Here is a 19,942-nt window from a genome sequence, read left to right as displayed (position 1 = left end):
TGGGATCGCGGCCGTTGTTTTGCTGCCGTTATTCTTTGCCTTTGGTAATCTAGAGTTAGATACGATTTTTTCAGTGATTTCGTCGCCCTCGTTCAGGTCGATTGCCGGGTTCACGGTCAAGCAGGCGCTTCTCAGTACATTTCTGGCAATGATCGTCGGTTTCCCGGCGGCAGTTCACTATGCGAGAAGCAACGGTCGTCTTTCACGTCTATTGGGAATAACAACCTATATACCGTTCTTCTTTCCCAGCATATCGATGGCAATAGGCTTCCTGGCAGTTTACGGCAGAAATGGACTCTTCAACAATCTGATGTCTTTTGCCGGTCTGGAGAGGGTACAGATTCTTTATTCTCTTGGGGCAGTCTTACTTGGACACGTCTTCTATAACGCACCAATAGTTATACTAGTTCTTGGGAATGCGCTCAGAAGTTTGCCCACAGATGTGCTGGAAAGTTCTAAGATAGACGGATCGGGGAGGATACGAAGACTTCTGCGAGTAGAACTACCTCTTGTTACACCGGCAATTATCAATTCCGCGCTTCTGATCTTCACTTACTGTTTCACCTCTTTTGCCGTTGTTCTTGTATTGGGCGGGGCGCAATTCGCTACCCTGGAAGTTTCAATCTATATGAATTTCAGGCTTTTGGCTGCACCGCAGAATGCAGTCGTTCTTGCCGCAGTTCAGTTCGCATTTATTATGGTTTTCGGATTACTCATTTCGCTGAGCGAGAAGAGTTCGCCCTTTGAACATGGTGAGCAGTATCTGGAAAAGAACAGATTAACGGGCATCTACTCATGGATATTTGTTCTCTTCGAGTGGATACCGATTCTTGGTGCCCTCTTCAGTTCATTCTACGACTGGACCAGAAAGGAATTCATCTTCGAGAGGATAACGAAGCTGTTTACAGAAAAGATCGTGCTTCTCGGCACGGGATTGGTCAACACATTGGTCAATTCAATAACGCTTTCATTTCTTGCAGCCGTTGTGACGGTAACAATCGCCTTTTTTCTTTCGTGGCAAGCAAGGCACACCTCTCGAGGATCGAGATATCTGAGAATAGTGTCTTTGATAGCTCTGTCCGTAACACCTTCGATTCTAGCTGTTTCCTATCTCACAGCATTTGGGAGTTTCCCTGTTCCACTGCTGCTGGTGCTGCTTTACATTGTGATTTCGTTACCCGTTGCTTTGAACTACATAAGTGGTCAGGTGATCGGTGCTGAGCTTGCCTTCCTTGAGGCGGCGCAACTCGACGGTGCTTCGAAACTTGCACGCGTATGGTATATGATAATCCCTTTCTTTAGAAGCACGATTATTTACGCTGCAACGGTAGTCTTCGCCATTTCTATGGGCGAATTTGGCGGATCGCTAATACTCGGGAGCAAAGACTTCCCTACCTTTGCCGTTGCCATCTACAGACTAAACGGAAGCCGCTATCTACTGGAGGCAAGGTTCTTAAGTTCGGCCTTGGGAATTATAATTATCTCCGTTGTCGCTATCTCCCGGTGGTTTGCACAAAGACCTGAGAGAAGTAGTCGCAGCACTCCCTGATTCCACAAATGTCGCACTTTGGGCCTACAGGTCTGCAGATCTCCCTGCCGAACTCAACCATTGACCCGTTCACCGGCCCCCATATCTTGGGCGGCAAGATCTTCATCAGAGCAAATTCGGTGTCGTCGGGCCTCTTCGTCTTCACCCATCCCAGTCTATTTGCGATTCTGTGAACATGGGTGTCGACTGCCAGGGCTTCCCTTCCGAATGAAACGTTTAGAACGATGTTAGCCGTCTTTCTGCCAACTCCGGGAATTGTAACAAGCTCTTCAAGGGTATCGGGGACAACCCCTCCAAAGTTTTCTACGACTATTCTTGCGCAGTTGATTATTCTGGAAGCCTTCTGCCTGTACATCCCGGATGCTTTTATCAGCTCGTACAGGTCTTCCGGGAGAGCTTTCATAAGCGATTCCGGATCGGGATAAACCGAGAAAAGCCTGCGTGAGGCTTCCTCGGTATTCTCATCTCTTGTGCGCTGACTCAATATTGTGCTCACCAAAACCTTGAAAGGTTCTTCATAGTCGCGACCTCTAGGAAAGTTTTCTACTATCCATTCCGACACTGCCGCAGGTGAGCAGTCAGACCTAGACATCGCCTCCCTCCAGGAAGGCTTTGTATGCTCTGTAGGTTTCGTAAAGGTCTGCTTTGGAGAGAAGCTCGAACGGGGAATGCATACCAAAAACGGCCGTTCCTGCATCCACTACTGTGACTCCCCTTTCGGCGAAGAATTTCGCAACTGTCCCTCCGCCGCCCCTATCGACTTCTCCTAAGATCGTACTCTGCCAGTGCACTCCCTTCTCGTTCAGAAGGTTTCGCACATAGCCCATGAACTCCGCGCTGGCTTCGCTGGTTCGTGACTTTCCTCTGGAGCCCGTGTATTTCAATATTGCAATTCCATATCCGAATCTTGCTGCATTTGTTTGATCGTGAGCATCCTTGAAGGTCGGGTCAAATCCGGCGGCAACATCTCCCGATATCATTCTGGATTTCTCGAGAAGGAAGTCGATCTCGTAAAGCCCCTTCTCTCCAGAAAGATTGAGAAGCTTCTCGATAAAGGCGACCCAAAACCGCCCCTTTGCTCCTGTAACGCCTTCACTTCCTATCTCCTCCCTGTCGAAGAGAAGGACCATTGCAGTCCTCTTTGGGTTCTCTATTGAAGACATATCCTTGAGCGCTGTTATAGCAGTGTATGAACAGACCCTATCATCATGCGCGTAAGCACCGATCATAGATCGATCAAGTCCAACTTCCCTCGGTTCGATAGCCGGCACAAGCTGGATGTCGGCAGAAAAGAAGTCTTCTTCAACAAGTCCGTACTTTTCATACAACAGATTAAGGAACATCAGCTTCACTGGATTCTCAAAGTCTTTGACGTCCGTTATAGGAATAGATCCGGACATGGCATTGAGATCCTTTCCTTGAAAGACCTTTCTGAAATCGCCTTCCCTGTTGTCCAAATGAGGGAGAAGATCGGAAATCACGAATACAGGATCATCGCTGCTCATTCCAATAGAGACATCAACAGATTCTCCATTGCTCTTGACTACCGTACCTACGAAGGCCAAAGGTATGTTTAGCCACTGATACTTCTTGACTCCTCCGTAGTAATGTGTCTTGAGCATTGCAAGCTCCGAATCTTCTACAAGAGGACTCGGCTTGAGATCCAATCTGGGGGCATCGAGGTGAGCTGCAATCATGTCGATACCGTCCTTGAGGTCTTCACCGATGACTGCTGCTATTAGCGCCTTGCCGCCTTTGGTTATGAATACGCGGTCACCCTTTTTAACGCCGCTTTCCTCGAATGAAGAGAGGGGTTTGAAACCATTTTTCTGGAGAAGGTCCACAAGATGTCTGACAGCCAGACGTTCTGTTACAGATTTGCCAATGAAGTTCATATAATCTTTTGAATAGGCAAAGACCGCATCTCTGTCGAGCGTAAACCAGGCGTTCTTCTTCTTCAAAGTAAGCTTTTCACCGAGCTTCTTGACTTCTTCGTTTTTCAATACTTCACCTCCATGAAAGTCTGTTTCGTTCCAACGTCTTTAATTTTATCGGATTTGCTTGTTTTTTTCGACCTGCATTGATTTGCTTCTCTTACACAGGTCGAGCTCCTGCGTTTCGCCATTTTCATTTTATGATTCGCATGTAAAAAGAATTTGCAGTCTATAATGGATTGATATGATTAATCTCGATTAATTAGTATAATTAACTTGCGAAGTTGAACCCTGTTCGCTTCTCCATCGTCATATAGAACAGATTAGGGTGGTATGGTTGGACGAAAAGAAGCTACTAGACGGACTGAAGAAGAAGAAAGTTTGGGCATACGAAGTCTTGTATGATGACTACGCCCCGAGATTGGGTAGTGTTATCAAATCGTATCTTGGATATGATGATGTAGAAGATGTTATCCAGGAAGTCTTTATAAAAGTCTTCAAGAACGTCAAGAAGTTCCGTGGAGACGCCAAACTATCGACTTGGTTATACAGGATTGCGGTGAATGTTTGCAAAGACACATTGGCCAAGAGAAAACGGAACAACGAGTTCTTGACTGATTTCGTAGAGAGCGAAGACAAAGTAACATTTGAGCCGCCGGCAACTACGAACGTTTTTGGGGAAGTTATGGATGAGATTTCTTTTGAAGAACTCATGTTAGTGGTTGGCAAGCTTTCCGAAGATGATCGTTTGCTGATTAAGTTGAGAGACATAGATGACCTGTCGTACGAGGAGATCGCCGATATACTTGAAAAGCCGGTCGGAACGGTGAAAAGCAGGTTACACTATGCAAGAAAGCGACTCAAGGAGATGCTCGAGGAGGTAGGTTACATTGGATGAACTGAGATTTGTCCGCATTTTGGATCGCGAGATCCCTTTAGAGGAAATGAGGGTTGATGAGAAGAAGGAAATTAGGAGTTATGTGAAGGTGATTGGAGCTCTTAAGGAAAGCTGCTCTTACAGACCTTCTGATGAGCTTAAGAAGAGGACTGTTGGCAAGATCAAGAAGCTAAAGAGCAGACCCTACAAGATGCTCGGAACTGTGGCCGCATGTCTAGTTCTTGGTCTGTTTTCAGTATCATTCTTCACTGGCAATACGATTCTAATCAAGAAAAAGGGCGATCTCTATCAACTTGCAAACGTTCTTGGTTACAGTTCGACTCTGAACGAGAGACTCAGGGTTAATTTGACTGTTTTCTCGCATGCTGATTCACAGATGAATGATATTGTGGTCATGGAGAAAGAGATGGAGCGTTCTCTGGGCTTCCTGAATGAATCGTCTGTGAACAATGACTTTGAGATCTCCGGAATCAACACAACTTATTGATCTATACGCGCTCTAAGACACAAAAGGAGTGAAATCGCCGTGAAAAAGCTGTCCGTACTCGTTGTCCTATTGCTTACTGTCGGGCTGGCGGTTGGAAAGGATGCTGTTGAAGAGTTAACGACGCTTGTTAATGCACTCAAGAACTCTTCGTATGAAGTAGACAGATACGTACAAGAGAGCGGAATAGTTACTACTGCGAAGAACGAGCGAGTAATAAAATCTGGTCCGTACAAGCTGGTCACTTCTTACTCGACAACGAAGGGTGAGTTTGGTTGGGTTAGGAATAGCTCGGGCCATTATGCCATTTTCCGAACGCGAAGCGTTGCCTTTGAGCCGATAACAAAGATAAAGGATTTCGAAGACAATTTCGTGGATCTAGTGAATAGCAAATCTTATACGATCAATCTCTTTCTTGATTTGCCAAGCGGCAGAAAGATTACGATTTCCTCGGGTGATCTCTCATTTGATGTTACTTATGACGATAACTATAGACTTCTTAAGCTCGTCAAGTCTTATCCATTTCATTCGATTAGTGCAAGTTATAGAAACTACTCAGAGATGTCTCATGAAGCTCTGACCAAGCTTTCAAATGCTACCGACGGCATGATTATTGTTCGTCCGCCGGTCTATTTTTCTGAAGCTATGCTCGAAAGGCATTTCGCATGGTCTTCAATGGATTTCGCAACTGATGGTAAGACCTATCTGTACACACTTCTCATGTACTCTCCGGAATTCGGACGAATGGTCCTGTACTTCTCTTTCAATTCTGAGCCTGATTACCTTCAGAAGTTCTCTGCTCAGATGGCGGAAGCAAACGGATTCAGCTATGCAATTGAGAAACTTTCGGCCTCTTCAGCGGTTAGTCTTCTTGGGATGGCGGATACTAAAACCCTGAAGGCTCTTCTTGAAGACCTCTATTGATTGAAGCTGCCTTCTAGAAGCAAGTCTTATTGAGGTTTTCATAAATCTTTTTCTAAATTGAATGAATTTTGTTGTATAATCAATCAAACCTTTTTTGGAGGCTATGGAATTATGGACATCAAGGAGACGATAGCTCTTCTCAAGAGCAGGGGCTACAGGATTACTCCTCAGAGAGTTGCGATAATCCGGATTCTCAGAGATCATGAAGGTCATCCGGGAGCTGAGGAAGTTTTTAGATCTGCTTTAGAACTTTATCCAAATATCTCAATGGCTACAGTCTATAACGTAATGGAAGTTCTTGAAAAGGAAGGAATTATTAGGGCTATTGCTGTAACTAAGACTTCCAGGCGATACGATCCTAATCTCAAGCCTCATAGTCACTTCATATGCAATACCTGCGGTAGAGTCTTCGACATCCCAATCAAATACTTTGAAGCTTGCATGAGAAGACTTCCTCCTGAACTGAACGATTTCGAGGTGAAGTCGCTCGAGGTCATCTACAAGGGCTCTTGTTCAGACTGCAAGACAAGATAACGATAACTTCAAACGCTTCTTGGGGGTGCAATAATGAAAGGACTAGACATTAATCTGGAAGAAGTCCTCACTAGAGTGATGAAAATATCTGATTTAAACTCACTTCAGGAAGAGAAATCCAGGCTCGTCGGGAAGCAGGGTTTGATAACCTCGCTTATGAAGAAGTTGAAAGAGATTCCTCCTGAGAAGAGAAGAGAGTTTGGAAAGACGGTCAACGAGTATAAGAATGCGATTGAAGAGGCTCTGAGTACTCGCAGAAACGAACTTGAAGAAACGGCCAGGATAGAACGAGAGAAATCCGAGAGGCTCGATTACACAATTCCGGGCAAGAAGAGGGATATAGGTTCTCTACACTTGATCAGCCAGACAATGGAAGAGGTCCAGAGTATCTGGGTAAGCATGGGTTTCGAGGTAACGACGGGTCCGGAGATTGAGACAACCTACTACAACTTCGAGGCTTTGAACACTCCTGAGTGGCACCCCGCAAGAGACATGCAGGATACTTTCTATCTTGAAGACGGCAGACTCCTCAGAACGCATACTTCTCCCGTTCAGATAAGGACAATGGAGTCAAGAAACCCGCCTCTCGCGATATTCGCGCCTGGGACCTGCTATAGAAAGGACACTCCCGACGCTACTCATCTTCCTATGTTCCATCAGTTTGAGATCCTGTTCGTGGATAAGGGAGTATCGGTCAGCCATTTGAAGGGCTCGCTAGACCATTTTGTCAAGAGGCTCTTTGGCGATAACAGGAAGATCAGATTACGTCCCAGCTTCTTCCCGTTTACGGAGCCGAGCTTTGAAGTCGATGTGAGTTGCGGGATCTGCAACGGAGAAGGCTGCAGAAGTTGTGGAGGCAGTGGATGGCTAGAGATCCTTGGAGCAGGCATGGTACATCCGAACGTATTTAAGAGCGTAGGATACGATCCTGAAGTCTGGAGTGGTTTTGCTGCCGGAACGGGTCTTGAGAGAATTGCGATGCTGAAGTACGATCTTGAAGACATCAGGGACCTTCTTCGGAACGATAGACGCTTCCTTAGGGGTTACAGGAGGGCTGTAATATGAGACTGTATCTCGAATGGCTTGGTGACTTCATTGATATAAGCGACAAATCCCCTGAGGAACTCGGCAATAGCTTATCGCTGAGCGGTACTGAAGTTGCAGGTGTTGAGTATCCCTGGAGTTATGTCGAGGGAGCATTGGTGGGAAGGATTGTTTCAACAGGTATTCACCCTGAGAGTGAAAGGCTTCAAATAACCGAGATTGACATCGGTGCTCGTAAGATAACTGTGGTTACAGCAGACTTGACTGTCAAGAAAGGCGAAACAGTCGCCGTGTTGCCTGAAGGCTCCTCTCTTTCAGGAATGAAGATCGAGAAAAAGGAGTTCCTTGGAGTTGAATCGGAAGGAATGTTTCTTTCTCTTGAGGAGTTAGGTCTGGAGGACAAATCACTTACTATATTGAGACTTGAAGAAGGTCGACCGGGGGATTCCGTGGTTGAACTGCTTGGGCTCGACTCGCCGGTGGTCGAAGTGGAATTGACGGCCAACCGGGGAGACTGTCTCTCTGTCGTTGGATTGGCGAGAGAACTAGGTGCGATCTTTGAAAAGAAGATCACGAGACCTGAAGTGGATGAGTCGATTCAGACCGGAGATGATCCTTTTCTGAAGGTGAAGCTGAACGACAATGGCTGTATCAGATACACGGCCCTTCTGGTGGACCATGTGAAAATCGGCGAGTCTCCTCTCTGGATGAAGAAGAGACTGGTTGCGGCAGGTCTCAGGCCGATAAACAACGTAGTGGATATAACGAATTACGTGATGCTTGAGACCGGTCATCCTGTTCACGCATTCGACGTGGAGAAGATTGGATCAACCGAAATAGTTGTTCGCAAGGCAAGAAACGGAGAAAAGCTGGAACTCCTCGACGGAAAAACCGTGGAGCTTGATAACAATGATATGCTGATCACAAATGGCGAAACCCCTCTAGCCCTTGCGGGAGTTATGGGTGGTGAGGAATCGGGAGTCTATTCAACTACGAAAAGAGTTCTGCTAGAGGTTGCCGTGTTTGATCCCGTGAGAATCCGAAAGACTGCAAGGAAGCTTGGGATCTCTACAGACAGTTCGTACAGATTTGAGAGAGGTATAGACTACGAAGATTCGATTTACGTGATAAGACGACTGGCCGATCTAATGAAGCAGCTCTGTAGCGCAAACGTAGGTTCGAACATCGTCGATGCCGGAAGGGTGCCCGAGCTTCAGCATATAAAGCTAAGAGAGTCGTACGTAAGTGAGAGACTTGGAGGAGCAGTTCCGCCAGAGAAGATCGGCAGAATACTTGAAAGCCTGGAGTTTTCAGTCGAGCGCACAGATGATGGCTGGAAGGTAAAACCACCTGCTTTTCGAGCATACGACACAAAACTGGAAATTGATCTTGTTGAAGAGATCGGCAGAATCTACGGCTACGACAGGATAGTAAACGAACTGCCCAGGATTTTCCCCATCTCGGCTGGCGTACCGGAGTCTTTGAAGAGGCAGAAGAGACTTAAGGATCTGATGGTCGCAAATGGTTTCGACGAGGTTGTCACATACAGTTTCGTAAATCCCGAAGAGATTGCAAAAGTAAACAAAGGAGTCGATTGCATCGCTTTGAGGAACCCGCTGTCGATGGATATGGCTGTCTTGAGGCCATCGCTAGTCTATAATCTCTTAGCTGCGGCATCCTACAATTTCAGAAGACAGAACAGAGATATCAAGCTTTTCGAGATAGCTTCGGTTTTCAATCCACTTGAGAAGCAGTGCGAAACAACTGCGTTAGGTTTTGTGGCTACAGGAAGAGAGAATCCACAGGATTATTCCGACAAGAGGGTAATCGACTTCTTCACTATCAAGGGAATAATCGACGAGTTCTTCTCACTTTACGGTTTAACTCCTGCGTACAAGCCTTCATCAGCCCCTTGGCTCGAAAGAGGGAAAGCAGTCTCTGTAGAGATTGAGGGTGCAAGAGCGGGCTTCCTTGGTGCTGTAGATCCAGCAATAGCCGATTCTCTTTACGAAATCAAAAGCGGTGAAGTGTTTATTGCAGAACTCAACGTAACCTTAATTGAAAGCATGATGAAAGAGTTTTCCGGAGTAAAGAAAATCTCTCCATTCCCAAGAGTCTTCAGAGATCTCTCGTTCCTTGTTCCTTACTCTATAGACTATGGGCAGCTTGAAAAGCTGATAACCAATACTCTAGAAGGAACCTTTTTCAACGAAGTAAGGGTTTCCGACCTGTATGAAGGAAAAGGCATTGAACATGGATACAGGAGCATAACAGTTACTCTAGCTTTTGAATCTTTCGAAAAGACCCTTACCGACGAAGAGATAAACTCTCTAATCGAGTTGGTTTTAAAAGAGACTGAAGAGATTGGTGTGAAGCTGCGTGGATAATCTGCTTCTCAATACCTTCAGCAGGAAAATCAGAGCTTATCTTCCTGAACTATGGAGGAAGGTCTCGAAGGAAGAGTTTTCGGTTGAACGAAAGTCCGGGTACAAGGACATTGTTACCTCGGTTGATCTCGAGATAGAAGAAAATCTCAAGTCGTTTCTTCACAATCTCTTCCCGGATGCTGCGTATCTCGGAGAAGAGTCGGGACCAGATGTTAGATCCTCAACAATGTGGATAGTTGATCCTGTGGACGGCACGACAAACTTCTCGAAGTCAAATCCTCACTATTCGACACAGATTGCTCTGTACACAGAAAATCGTGTCGTATTGGCAGTTACCTATGATCACAACCGGAAGGAGACATTCCATGCAATTGAGGGTCAGGGTGCCTACTTAAACAATAAACGGATTTGGGTTAGCAAAACAAAAGAGCTTCGAGAAGCTACAAGTCATGTTGGCCTTCAGTACTCATCCGAGACGTCTTTTGAGAGAATTACGAGGAGAATTAATCGAGCGATAAAGATATGTAGAGGCGTTCGTATAACGGGAAGCGCGTGTCTTGACTTTGCCTACGTTGCAGCCGGCAGAGCAGATATATTCTGGGAAGAGAAACTCAAGGCATGGGATGTTGCCAGCGGAGTCCTGCTGGTGAAGGAAGCCGGTGGCTTCGTTGGAAGCTGTCTTAAGGAACCTCTTGACCTTCTAGATCCCAATGTTCTCGTTGCCAACAACTCTCCGGAGCTGGTTGAAGAGTTCAGGGAGAGAGTCTTGTATGATTAAGTGAGGCAGACGCCTACTGCGCGCTGCCCCGGGTACGCAATGCGCCGAAAACATCGGCGGACGCAAGGCTGCCTTCGGCAGGAGGCGAGTCCGACTTCGTCGAGAAGTGATGCTGCTGCGCAGGAAGCGATGCCCGGAGAAACGTCCGGGGAAGTGGTGCTGGCGCTTCCGCGCCAGGAGGCAAAAGAAAGAGCCAGTCACCTTCAGTGGCCAGTCCGGCTCCGCCTGGCCAGTCTTTGCTTAGCAAAGGCCAATTCCGCTTCGCGGGCTAAGAACCGCTGAACGCTGAGCGCTGATGAAAAACCACGTTGACCGTCAGCGGTTCGCCGTTCTCCGATAGTATCGGAAGATCGGTTCCGGCGCGTTGCGCCCAAGTTCTTCGTTCCAGAGCTAGGAGCTTTGTTCTTGGTTCAGAAGAAGAGCGAAAGAGACGTTGTCCGTTCGCCGTCCAGGAGCGAGGACCTGTCCTTCGAAAGAGCAGCTGCACGCTTAAGAAAAAAACCGCTGGTCGCTGGAAGAACCGCTTAACGCTGTAAGAGCCGTTCTCCGGGAAGAACATCGCGAGAAGCAATGGGCCAAAGAACATCGGCGGACGCAAGGGTGGCGAAGATCACGCCAGGTCGTAATGCATGCTTCACAGGGAAGGATTCAAAAAAGCAATCAACCTGCAGAGCCTGCCCCAAAATGCTTCTGCTTGAGGTTCCTGGTTATGATCTTCTTGCTCCTGCATTATGATCTTCACCAAGAACGAAGAACAGATACTCGCTCTGGAACGAACAACGGGTTCTCCTCGGAGAACCGTTCAACGGTCAACCAGGTTCTCTCGTTCTTTCCTACCCCCAACCCCGGTCTCTTGCTTTTTCTTACAACTTGCAACTTGGAACTTCCAACTGATGCTTTTCTTGGCAAACGGAGAACCATTCAACGGTCAGCCTGTTTCACTTTGCTCTTTCCTACCGCTGCAACCACCAACCGCGGTTTCTCAAGAATCGCTCAAGGGGTTGACCGCTTCTGTTCACCGAACCGCCCAGACCTAATACCCTATACCCGCTATTGCCGCATGCGAAATTGTTTCAGCATCACGGTCTATGTTTCCAGAGTTCATCCCTCAAACGAGAACCAATGATCTCTATCATGGACTTTCAAATGCCGGATTCTTGCCAGGGTGTGCCAAGGCATCATCGACAAAGTCCGTTGCGTCTGATTGCATAACTTTCATTTGTTTTCTGAATGACCAAGTTCTAGCTCTCGCTCTTGCTTCAGGCCAACCACCATCATCTACCCCTACCCCGCACCAGCTAACTCGTACGACGTTTAAGAGCTCTTTCCGACGCCCTGGGCCGCGCCCGCTACCAAGTACGGAACTTGCGTCACAGCGATATTCTCCTATGTTCCTCGAACATGCACAGGTCTTCTACGTAAAGAACTCCCTTTTCTGCGGCAGCCTTTGCAGCCTTTTCACTCGTTATACCCTTCTGCAGCCAAACAGCCTTTGCTCCCAGCTCTATGGCCTTCAAGGCGACTGATTCCGCCTCCTCAGAGGGTCTAAAGATGTCAACTACTTCAAGCTCTATTCCGTCGGCCACGACTGATTCAAGATCCGGGTATACTTTTAGGCCGCTGTATTCTTCCATGCTCGGATTAACAGGTATCACGCGATACCCCTTTTCAATAAGATATGTAGGAACGTAGTTAGCCGCCTTTTCCGGATTCTTTGAGAAACCCACAACAATAACTCTGTTGAGGGTCTCGAGGATTTTTTTTGCTCTCTCACGGTAATTCAAAGAACAACACCTCCAAGTATTATTAAAGCTATTCCTAGAAGAAGAGAGAACCAGAAGAACCAGTTCCCAAACCTAGTATATAGGGTGGTCGTTACCCTCGGAAGATACTGGAATTCGCCAACAACATACTCGGCCGTCAGTTCCTTCGAAGTGGGCAGTCGCTTTACAATCCTGCCATAGGGATCGATTACCGCTGAAATCCCGGTGTTGGATACCTGAATCACATATCTTCTGTTTTCTATTGCTCTGGCGATGCTTTTTGATAGATGTTGTTGAAGAGCCGTCGATATATTGAACCAACCGTCGTTTGTGGCAATGACGATCACTGTTGCACCGTTGCGAGTGAGATTTCGCGAGACATTGCTGTATAGAGAGTCGAAACAGATTTGTGCTCCTATCCTGTGCTCATCTACGGAAAAGATTGTGAATTGTTGGCCTGGATCGAAGTAGTCGAGGAACTTGAGAAAACTGAAGAGTCCAAATACTCTTGGCCATGGGAGAAACTCAACAAAGGGAGTGAGCTGGACTTTAGCGTAGAATTCATCTGAGAAGCCCTCTCCATCTACAAACCTAACCTGATTGTAGTTGTTATCGTTGTATGTGGGAAATCCCACCAAAATCCTTAAGTTGCGTTCGCTTGCAATCTGTTGAAGCTGCGAGCCGGTTGAATTACTTCTTATATCGCTCATGAAAGTTGCTTCCGGCAAGATTACTACGGAACCTTCGGGAATTTCTCTCAGCGCTCTCGAGACCACTCTCAAGGTCTCGTCGGGAGGCTGGTAATACTTCATGTGCATGGAGATATTTGTTTGAAGCGCGTAAAGTGTGCTTTCATATTTATCGGAAGAATGCGGAATAGGCACAAAACTACTCATCGCGGCATTCGCAAGAGCCACGAAAGCGACAGAAATGACAATCAATAAGGCTCTGTCTCTTGTGCGTTCCATGAAGAGATGAGACAAGTAGTGGTTGACAAAGACTATTATGAAGACAAGGAGTAGCGGTCCACCAACCGCAAGAAGCTGAGCTATTCCCAGCTGTTCGTTTAGAAGAGCGTCAGATAGCCTTCCGTTCGTGAATCCGAGTGGGCCTATCTCCCTGAGATGCTCTGTGACTGTGAAAAACGATGCGGCAAATAGGCTGAGAAGTACAGGATACCTTTCGAAGAACCTTTGATACAACCCGTAGATGAAACCGAAAGCAAGGAAGGGAACTGCGATTACTACACCCATCAGGAAATATACTACTATTCCGATGAAGTTCGGGAATGAGTTCAAGACTTCCGGAACATTCACGGTTAGGACAGGTAGTTCCCAGTAGTGGGTTATGAGCAGATAGACGAAACCCCAGACAAAGGCCTTCAAAGCTCCCTTCAGCGGAGTTACTTCCTTCATGGAGATGAAGAACGGGATAAGTGCAACCCAAATCAAGTAACCCCAAAGCATGCCGGGCATCGAAAGCGCAGTAAGGACTGCTGAAAGGAGAACTAAGGCCACTATCGCTCACCCCTGGTTGCCAGGATTCTCTCTATTGCCTCTGCCACACCACCGTTATCGTTATCTCTTTCAGTCACCAGTTTTGCGTACCGCTTCACCTCGTCCGGTCCATTTGCCATTACCACGGGTAATTCGGCCTTCTTCAGTATCTCAACATCATTGAAATTGTCGCCAATATATGCGACGCTTCTCCAGCTCAGCCCAAGATATTCCAGTATATGTATCAGGCCATTTTCCTTTCCCACACCTGGTCCGAAAAACTCGTAGAAGGCGTGCTCTTCAACATTGTCGTTCTTGATAACGGTTACGTTCTCGAGGTGAGAATTCGATTCATTGAGAAGCTCCTGAATTCTGTCTTCTTTGCCTTCAAGAGCGATTTCAGGAATACCTTCATCCTTGATCCGCATTAGCGGATTATCTTCAAACATCATCCTATATCTGTTGTTACTGTAGTATCCTCTGTATGGAGAATCTGAAGGTTTGGTGGTGGAAATATCCGGAAGTCTGAAGAAATCGAAGAAGACAAGAGCGTTAAGGGATTTCTCCAAAGCCTTTTTGAACAGGAATCTTGCTTTGTCCGCTTCAAGAAGTGATTTTGAAATTACTTCAGTATTCTCTCCGTGACCGTACGTCACTAGAGCGCCATTCTGATAAGAAATGGGTACGTCTATGCCAAGTTGCTCGGCGTATTTGTGGCCCGAAACATAGCTTCTTCCGGTGGATATGGAGACTGCTACACCCATATCCAGAGCTCGTCTTATCGCATACTCGTTTTCAAGTGGGATCTTCTTCTCGCTGTCGAGGAGAGTACCATCCAGATCAATCACAATGAGCCGAATCATCTTTCAACCTCCAACAATCTACTACCTGAAATGTCTCTAATCTGTTGTTTCTGGACTTCACCCACTCAACTTCTATGGGGAAAGCAAACTCCGGAGCCAGTCTCCCGTTTAATACCCATCTTCTTGCCTCTCTGCTATTATAGAGCCCTGGATTGGCCGAAATCTTGAGGACTGAAGGTCCTTCTACCCATCTTACTTCATCAATCACGTCTATCTCCAGAAGTGAGCTCTTGATTCTCTCCCTTATTTCTATTGGGGGAAGTGGACAGACGTTAATTAAAGCGATGTTTCTTGACAGGGGACCGATCACTTTTACGTTAGCAAGAGAGTGAGTGAAATCCTCGAGCTGATCAAGTAGAACTTCATTCGCAATAGCAACCGAGTATCCGTGATAAGCCGGGTTCGCCATAATCTTCAGGAGATGCTTCAGCTTGCAGCCTTCCCTAACGGGCGCTTCTCCAATCTTTGGCACTTCGATACCAAGGTAGCTCAGCGCATTCTCTATCTGTTTCTTTGTCCATTTCCTCAAGGGAGCGTAGAATCCATCCTTGATGACGATCCCTGTCTTTCCCCAGGTGTCTGATTGGTTGGCACCCGTCGCTACAAGACCCAAAACTCCGGATCTTATCGCCGGTAGCTTCGCAAGTCTAGTGCATCTATTGCACGAAGGACCGTCCTTCCAGACCCTTTCTTGAGCTTCGTATCCCGGCGTGAATTCCAGTCTGAGCCTCATTTTGTCTGCAAGGGAAGCTACTATTTCAAGACCTCTGCTATATGAATATGGTCCAAAACATACGTTTACAAGCTTCACCCTTTCCCGTCCAAGAGCCCTCGAAGCCAGCACAGCCACAAGAGTAGAATCCAAACCCCCTGAAAACGCAACTGTAAGCCTGCCGCTTTCAGTGAGATCTCTTATTTCGTCTATAGTCTTGTTTACTAGTAATTCGATTTGCTCACTCATCTGTTCAAGTATAACGCAAAGAAGGCGGCAAGTGCCGCCTTCTTGTTAACCAGAAGCTATCTCAGGAGCTCTCTTTTCTTCTTCACAAGGAAGGATGCTACGTGAATGCCTTTTGTTCCGCGTCCGAATCCGGCATCCATTCCACAGGAAACGGCCAGATCATTTGTAATCTGGGTTCCACCCGAAATGAAGATCAATCTGTCTCGTACGCCCTTTTCTATAGCGAGCTGAGAAATCTTCGTCAAATTGCTTACGTGGACTTCGTTGTGAGTGATAATCGTGGAGATAAGAACTGCTTCGGCACCGGTTTCTATGGCCGCATCAATGAACTTCTCCGGAGGAACACTTGTACCGAGGTAGGTGTACTTGAAGCCGAACTTCTCAATTCCTCCGTGCTTAATATCTAGGATCTCCCTTATTCCAACCGAATGTTCGTCGTTGCCGACCGTCCCGGCCACCACCCTCATTGGATGTCCTTCGACGAAGGAAACGATCTCTTCTTCGGTTAATAGATCAGGCTTCTCAGGTAGTTTTAGTGAGTCTCTCTCTATCTTGAACGGGACCTTTGCTTTTAGCTCAAGATAAGTCCCCTCAATCGGATGGAGGATGGTCTTGCTTATGACTGCTGCTTCTACAAAGCCCATCCTCTTCGCAATCTCAAGAGCTGCGGCCTCGGCATGATCGGGGTCATCGGGGATGGTCAAATCTAGCTGAACCCAACCGTCGCCCCACCATTCAACCTCGGGAGATATCAGACCTTTCTCCCTGTCTTCCAGTTGCTGAGCGATTCTAAGATTAACGTTATCGGATTCATCGAGTTCGTCTATGTACTTTATCTTTGATCTGTCATGCAGGGTGCAACCACCTATGAGTTCATCGGGCGATTTGATTCCCTCAGGGAGATTGTTGTATCCGAAGTGCTCACATACGGGGGCAAAGTATTCAGCATCCCTAGGAACAACGGTGCCGGCACCGATCCCACCGTCTTTCGGTCTCGCAATGCCGTCGCCATTGCGCTCGGGGTACTGTCCGTTATCAACAAAAAAGCCCCTCTCGGCAGCTTCAAAGTATCCGCCTGCTTCCAGTATCTCTTCCATCATTAGGATGGCGCGCATCTTCAGCTCTCTAATCTTTGGCCTCACAACCTCTTCGTTGATCTGGAGTAGGTCTTTGATTCCATCCAGAGCCAAGAGAGCATGTTTTGCGGTTTCGATGCCCCTTATGGAGTTGACATGCCACGGAACATTTCGACCTTCATCGGGAGTTATGGTGGACTGGATGTCTGCTTTGGTTAGTCTCGAAACCAGAGTGTCTAGGACATGAATTCTTGTTGCATCCATCAAGTCTGATTCGATGTATCTGGTATTCATCTGAGCCCTAAATCTGTAATCTTTGAATAGTTCTCTCAGAGTTATTGCGTAGATAAAGTTGAGTTTGAACTCCGGGGCGGGAGAGACAACAGGGGGAACCGTTGAGAGAGCGATCAAATCTTTCTTCATCCCCACCTTTACAGAGAAAGCGCAGTTAATTGCATGCTGTACGAGGAGTTCGGGCATGACTTTCCATGCTCTCTTGGCAGAGGCATTCGCGTTGTGGGCGCCATCTATTTGAAGCATATCAACGCTTGCCATGATTTTCTTGGCAGCTGCCGCATCGACAAAGGATCTCACAGGATTGATTCCTCTGTAAAGAACGTTGTACTGAGGGTCCTGATGAGCGCCGTTGACACCTTCCTCTGCGAAGAGAACAGCGATTTCAGGTCCTGCCACTCCACTAATATAAGAATGGAAGTTTATCGGTCTTGCAACTTCTTCTTCAATGGCGTCCAAAGCTTTTCGAGTAGCTCTAAGCTGTTTTCGTGTGATAGGAATGCCTCCTATCCCTTCGGGTGTTCCTTCGATCAGACCGTCAATATGACTCTGGCCTAGTGTCCTTATAACCATGATATGGTCGGCACCATGCCAGGCAGCCATTCTCATTCTTCTGATGTCATCTTCAAATCTGCCGGAGGCAATCTCGGAGGTAATGACCGGATCGGGTTGCGGATCAATGTTCTCAAAATAGTGCGAGGCCGGTAGTCCTATGCTGTTCTTCAACGGTTCGGAAATCTGATCATATTGGAAACCATCGACTCTCGTTCCTTTGGGCAGTTTCTTTCTCCATGTCCAGCCCTTTCTTCTCGGAGCATAATGCTGCAGATCCTTAAGAATCTCCTCGACCTTCAGCTTTTCGTTAACGGGCAGCACTTTCCCCACCTCCTCTGAAGAAGGTGACAAGTTCTTCCCAGCCCTTTCCTGTTGCAAGATCTTCCACAGCTTTCTCTAAAGGTTGTGATGTCTTCTTGGCGTATGAAAGGACAAGATTCCCGGCACCCTTGCCAAGGAGACCGAATTCAACGGCCTTAGCGACGATAGCCCCGGCCTGAAAACTGTCCAGCCCCATCCGCAAAAGTACTGAACGCTCGATCGAAGGACTCGTGTTTCCTTCTGCTAGTTCTATCAGCGGCTCGACGATCTTGTCCGCAAGCTCCCAGAACCTACTGTCTAGATCCTCGTCTGAAAGGTTCTGCAGGTGCAGGCTTCGCTTTTCAAAATCATCAGTTCTCTGAATCGACATTAGCACTTACCTCCTTAACCAATTCCTTGACTTTAGCTACATCAGTCTTGAGCTCTTCGGATAAGTATTCGTAATCGCTCTCGATCAATGTAACCTCCCGTCTAATCAGTTGTTTTATATAGGATCTCCTTAAGTCTGTCATGTTCACTTCTTTGTATGCAATCTGAGAGTGGCTCTCAGGGATAGATATTGTCTTGCCCGGAGCATCCAGGGCTAAAGGGTCTCCCCTCACAATCTCTATCCCGTTTTCTCTAGCAAAGGTCAATTGTGCGCTGGGTAGCTTACCTGCACCTGTATATTCGGTTTCCTGGACTACTATTGTTTTGTCTTCGGGTAGTTCTCTGGCAAGAGCTATAGCTGCTGTCAGACTCGTGTTACCTGCCGGACCTCGCTGAAGGCCCTCAAGTCTCGCAAGCATTTCAGTAACATAAAATACTTCTCCTTGCGTAACGAGAAGATACCTGTCCATGTATCTCAAGGCTCTTGCAGCATTCCTTGGAACATCTGATCTATCCGGGAGAACAGCAAATGGTATTCCAAATCCAGTATGACCGGTGGTAAAGGATTTCCTGTTGAAGTCTCTATTGCTCGCCATGTGAAGACCGGAAAGATCGACGCTGACTCCAATGACTTGTGTTTCCTTTGCGCCTGCCTTTCTAAGACCTCTGGCCGTTCCCGTGAGATTGCCTCCCCCGGCGTGTGTAGCGAGGACGTAATCAGGATTCATTCCGATCATTCTATTTGACTGTTCCACAATCTCATATCCCAAAGACTCGATGCCCGCAATCGCATAAGGTGTATAGAGGGATGCATTGAAGAACCCAGTTTCCTCAAGAAGAAGGAGGAAGTAGTAGAAGAGCTCCGGACCGACCGTAAGCTGGGCTACTTCTGCTCCGTAAGCTTCACAGGCGCGAGCCTTCTCCAGAATCTCAGGTTGACCTTTCCCTTTGCTGTCATAACACTCCTGAACAACGATGCACTTCAAAGCCCTTTTCATAGATTGAGAGGCAACGGCAGCTCCGTAGTTTCCACTGGTCGCGGCGATTACGCCTTTGTAACCGAGCTCCTTTGCCCTTGCAACACTCACTGATGCACGCCTGTCCTTGAAGCTTCCTGAAGGGTTAGTCGCCTCGTCTTTCAGGAAAATTCTGGCGCCCTTGCCCGGTTCACTGATTGTTCTTACGAGTCTCGTGATATTCTTGAGCTCAATCAGAGGGGTATCCCCAACTCCGGTTTCTGACTGAATTTTTCTGATCTCCTCAATAGGGTACGAAGTATCTCTCATGAGCGCTTCGTAGTCAAAGGCAATCCCTTCGAGTTCGTATTTGTCGTAATCAACTCCAACAGATGCCTTCATTATCTCTTTTCTTCTCGCCATTACTGATTCGTATGATCTATTCTGCATCGCTATCGCCACCAGTAAGCCATCGAGTTAGTTCAATTCCGGCCTCAGAGAGTTCGGGAATATTGTCTCCGAAGTTGTGTTCATGCGTGGGCTCGACGCATTCAAGTTTTCCGTGAACTCTTCTCCCCGAGGCGGTTTCTACAGTGACCATTTCGCCGACTTCGGCCTTCTCTTCAATGAGAAAGCCCCTGATTCTCAGTTCAAGAGGGACGTTCTTCGTGTCCTCGGGAACGGAGGGAGCTCTCTCGCCAATATCGAGGAGGATCTGGTGTATCTGGACCCACTGCCCCTTGATTGCACTCATAG

The 19,942-nt window shown here is 47.2% G+C and carries 18 protein-coding genes; 8 read left to right on the top strand and 10 right to left on the bottom strand.

What is annotated here, in order from left to right:
* Nucleotides 1-19 precede the first annotated feature (19 nt).
* The gene (locus tag Q502_RS06770) at nt 20-1,549 is read left to right on the top strand and encodes an iron ABC transporter permease (protein ID WP_243392273.1); all 1,530 of its coding nucleotides are present in this window, start codon (nt 20-22) and stop codon (nt 1,547-1,549) included.
* Here Q502_RS06770 and nth read toward each other — a convergent pair.
* Nucleotides 1,494-2,141, bottom strand: a complete 648-nt coding sequence (gene nth / locus Q502_RS06765; RefSeq protein ID WP_099829509.1) for an endonuclease III — start codon at nt 2,139-2,141, stop codon at nt 1,494-1,496. The genes Q502_RS06770 and nth overlap by 56 nt on opposite strands.
* Nucleotides 2,134-3,552: an aminopeptidase gene (locus tag Q502_RS06760; RefSeq protein WP_099829508.1), complete on the bottom strand. Its 1,419-nt coding sequence runs from the start codon at nt 3,550-3,552 to the stop codon at nt 2,134-2,136. The genes nth and Q502_RS06760 overlap by 8 nt, the downstream gene beginning before the upstream one ends.
* A gap of 268 nt (nt 3,553-3,820) precedes the next feature.
* Here Q502_RS06760 and Q502_RS06755 point away from each other — a divergent pair, with 268 nt between their 5' ends.
* The 7 genes from Q502_RS06755 to Q502_RS06725 all read left to right on the top strand — a co-directional run bounded on the left by Q502_RS06755 (nt 3,821) and on the right by Q502_RS06725 (nt 10,532).
* Nucleotides 3,821-4,381 (top strand): RNA polymerase sigma factor, encoded by a 561-nt coding sequence (locus Q502_RS06755; RefSeq protein ID WP_099829507.1) that lies wholly within the window; start codon nt 3,821-3,823, stop codon nt 4,379-4,381.
* On the top strand, nt 4,374-4,868 hold the full coding sequence (locus Q502_RS06750; protein ID WP_099829506.1) for a hypothetical protein: 495 nt from the start codon (nt 4,374-4,376) through the stop codon (nt 4,866-4,868). The genes Q502_RS06755 and Q502_RS06750 overlap by 8 nt, the downstream gene beginning before the upstream one ends.
* A 39-nt stretch (nt 4,869-4,907) precedes the next feature.
* The gene (locus Q502_RS06745; RefSeq protein WP_099829505.1) at nt 4,908-5,789 is read left to right on the top strand and encodes a hypothetical protein; all 882 of its coding nucleotides are present in this window, start codon (nt 4,908-4,910) and stop codon (nt 5,787-5,789) included.
* 111 nt (nt 5,790-5,900) lie between these two features.
* Entirely contained in the window at nt 5,901-6,323 is a 423-nt protein-coding gene (locus Q502_RS06740; protein ID WP_099829504.1) for a Fur family transcriptional regulator, read from the top strand.
* 33 nt (nt 6,324-6,356) lie between these two features.
* Nucleotides 6,357-7,388 (top strand): phenylalanine--tRNA ligase subunit alpha, encoded by a 1,032-nt coding sequence (pheS, locus tag Q502_RS06735; protein ID WP_099829503.1) that lies wholly within the window; start codon nt 6,357-6,359, stop codon nt 7,386-7,388.
* A complete protein-coding gene (gene pheT / locus Q502_RS06730; protein WP_099829502.1) occupies nt 7,385-9,754 on the top strand; it encodes a phenylalanine--tRNA ligase subunit beta in 2,370 nt (789 codons plus the stop codon). Before pheS ends, pheT begins: the two co-directional genes overlap by 4 nt.
* Nucleotides 9,747-10,532, top strand: coding sequence for an inositol monophosphatase family protein (locus tag Q502_RS06725; protein ID WP_099829501.1), 786 nt, complete (start codon nt 9,747-9,749; stop codon nt 10,530-10,532). Before pheT ends, Q502_RS06725 begins: the two co-directional genes overlap by 8 nt.
* 1,370 nt (nt 10,533-11,902) lie before the next feature.
* On the opposite strand, the gene Q502_RS06715 is transcribed toward Q502_RS06725, so the two are convergent.
* Genes Q502_RS06715 through ortA form a run of 8 tightly spaced genes read right to left on the bottom strand, consistent with a single transcriptional unit; the run spans nt 11,903 to nt 19,940 of the window.
* The gene (locus Q502_RS06715; protein WP_099829499.1) at nt 11,903-12,316 is read right to left on the bottom strand and encodes a CoA-binding protein; all 414 of its coding nucleotides are present in this window, start codon (nt 12,314-12,316) and stop codon (nt 11,903-11,905) included.
* Nucleotides 12,313-13,812, bottom strand: coding sequence for an apolipoprotein N-acyltransferase (lnt, locus tag Q502_RS06710; RefSeq protein ID WP_099829498.1), 1,500 nt, complete (start codon nt 13,810-13,812; stop codon nt 12,313-12,315). The genes Q502_RS06715 and lnt overlap by 4 nt, the downstream gene beginning before the upstream one ends.
* Nucleotides 13,812-14,654, bottom strand: coding sequence for a Cof-type HAD-IIB family hydrolase (locus Q502_RS06705; RefSeq protein ID WP_099829497.1), 843 nt, complete (start codon nt 14,652-14,654; stop codon nt 13,812-13,814). Before Q502_RS06705 ends, lnt begins: the two co-directional genes overlap by 1 nt.
* Nucleotides 14,632-15,615, bottom strand: coding sequence for an ExsB family protein (locus tag Q502_RS06700; RefSeq protein WP_099829496.1), 984 nt, complete (start codon nt 15,613-15,615; stop codon nt 14,632-14,634). The genes Q502_RS06705 and Q502_RS06700 overlap by 23 nt, the downstream gene beginning before the upstream one ends.
* Before the next feature lie 56 nt (nt 15,616-15,671).
* Nucleotides 15,672-17,861 carry a D-ornithine 4,5-aminomutase subunit OraE gene (oraE, locus tag Q502_RS06695; protein WP_099829495.1) on the bottom strand — a complete coding sequence of 730 codons (2,190 nt, stop codon included), beginning with the start codon at nt 17,859-17,861 and terminating at the stop codon, nt 15,672-15,674.
* Complete coding sequence (locus tag Q502_RS06690; RefSeq protein ID WP_099829494.1) at nt 17,848-18,231, bottom strand: ornithine aminomutase subunit alpha; 384 nt, start codon at nt 18,229-18,231, stop codon at nt 17,848-17,850. The genes oraE and Q502_RS06690 overlap by 14 nt, the downstream gene beginning before the upstream one ends.
* Nucleotides 18,212-19,636 (bottom strand): 2-amino-4-oxopentanoate thiolase subunit OrtB, encoded by a 1,425-nt coding sequence (gene ortB / locus Q502_RS06685; protein ID WP_099829493.1) that lies wholly within the window; start codon nt 19,634-19,636, stop codon nt 18,212-18,214. Before ortB ends, Q502_RS06690 begins: the two co-directional genes overlap by 20 nt.
* Nucleotides 19,626-19,940 carry a 2-amino-4-oxopentanoate thiolase subunit OrtA gene (ortA, locus tag Q502_RS06680; RefSeq protein WP_099829492.1) on the bottom strand — a complete coding sequence of 105 codons (315 nt, stop codon included), beginning with the start codon at nt 19,938-19,940 and terminating at the stop codon, nt 19,626-19,628. Before ortA ends, ortB begins: the two co-directional genes overlap by 11 nt.
* Between the last annotated feature and the right edge of the window lie 2 nt (nt 19,941-19,942).

This window comes from Mesotoga sp. Brook.08.YT.4.2.5.2. (assembly GCF_003351125.1).
Taxonomy (GTDB): domain Bacteria; phylum Thermotogota; class Thermotogae; order Petrotogales; family Kosmotogaceae; genus Mesotoga.
Note: the sequence above shows the minus strand (reverse complement) of the source record. Positions and strands in the feature narration are given on the sequence as shown.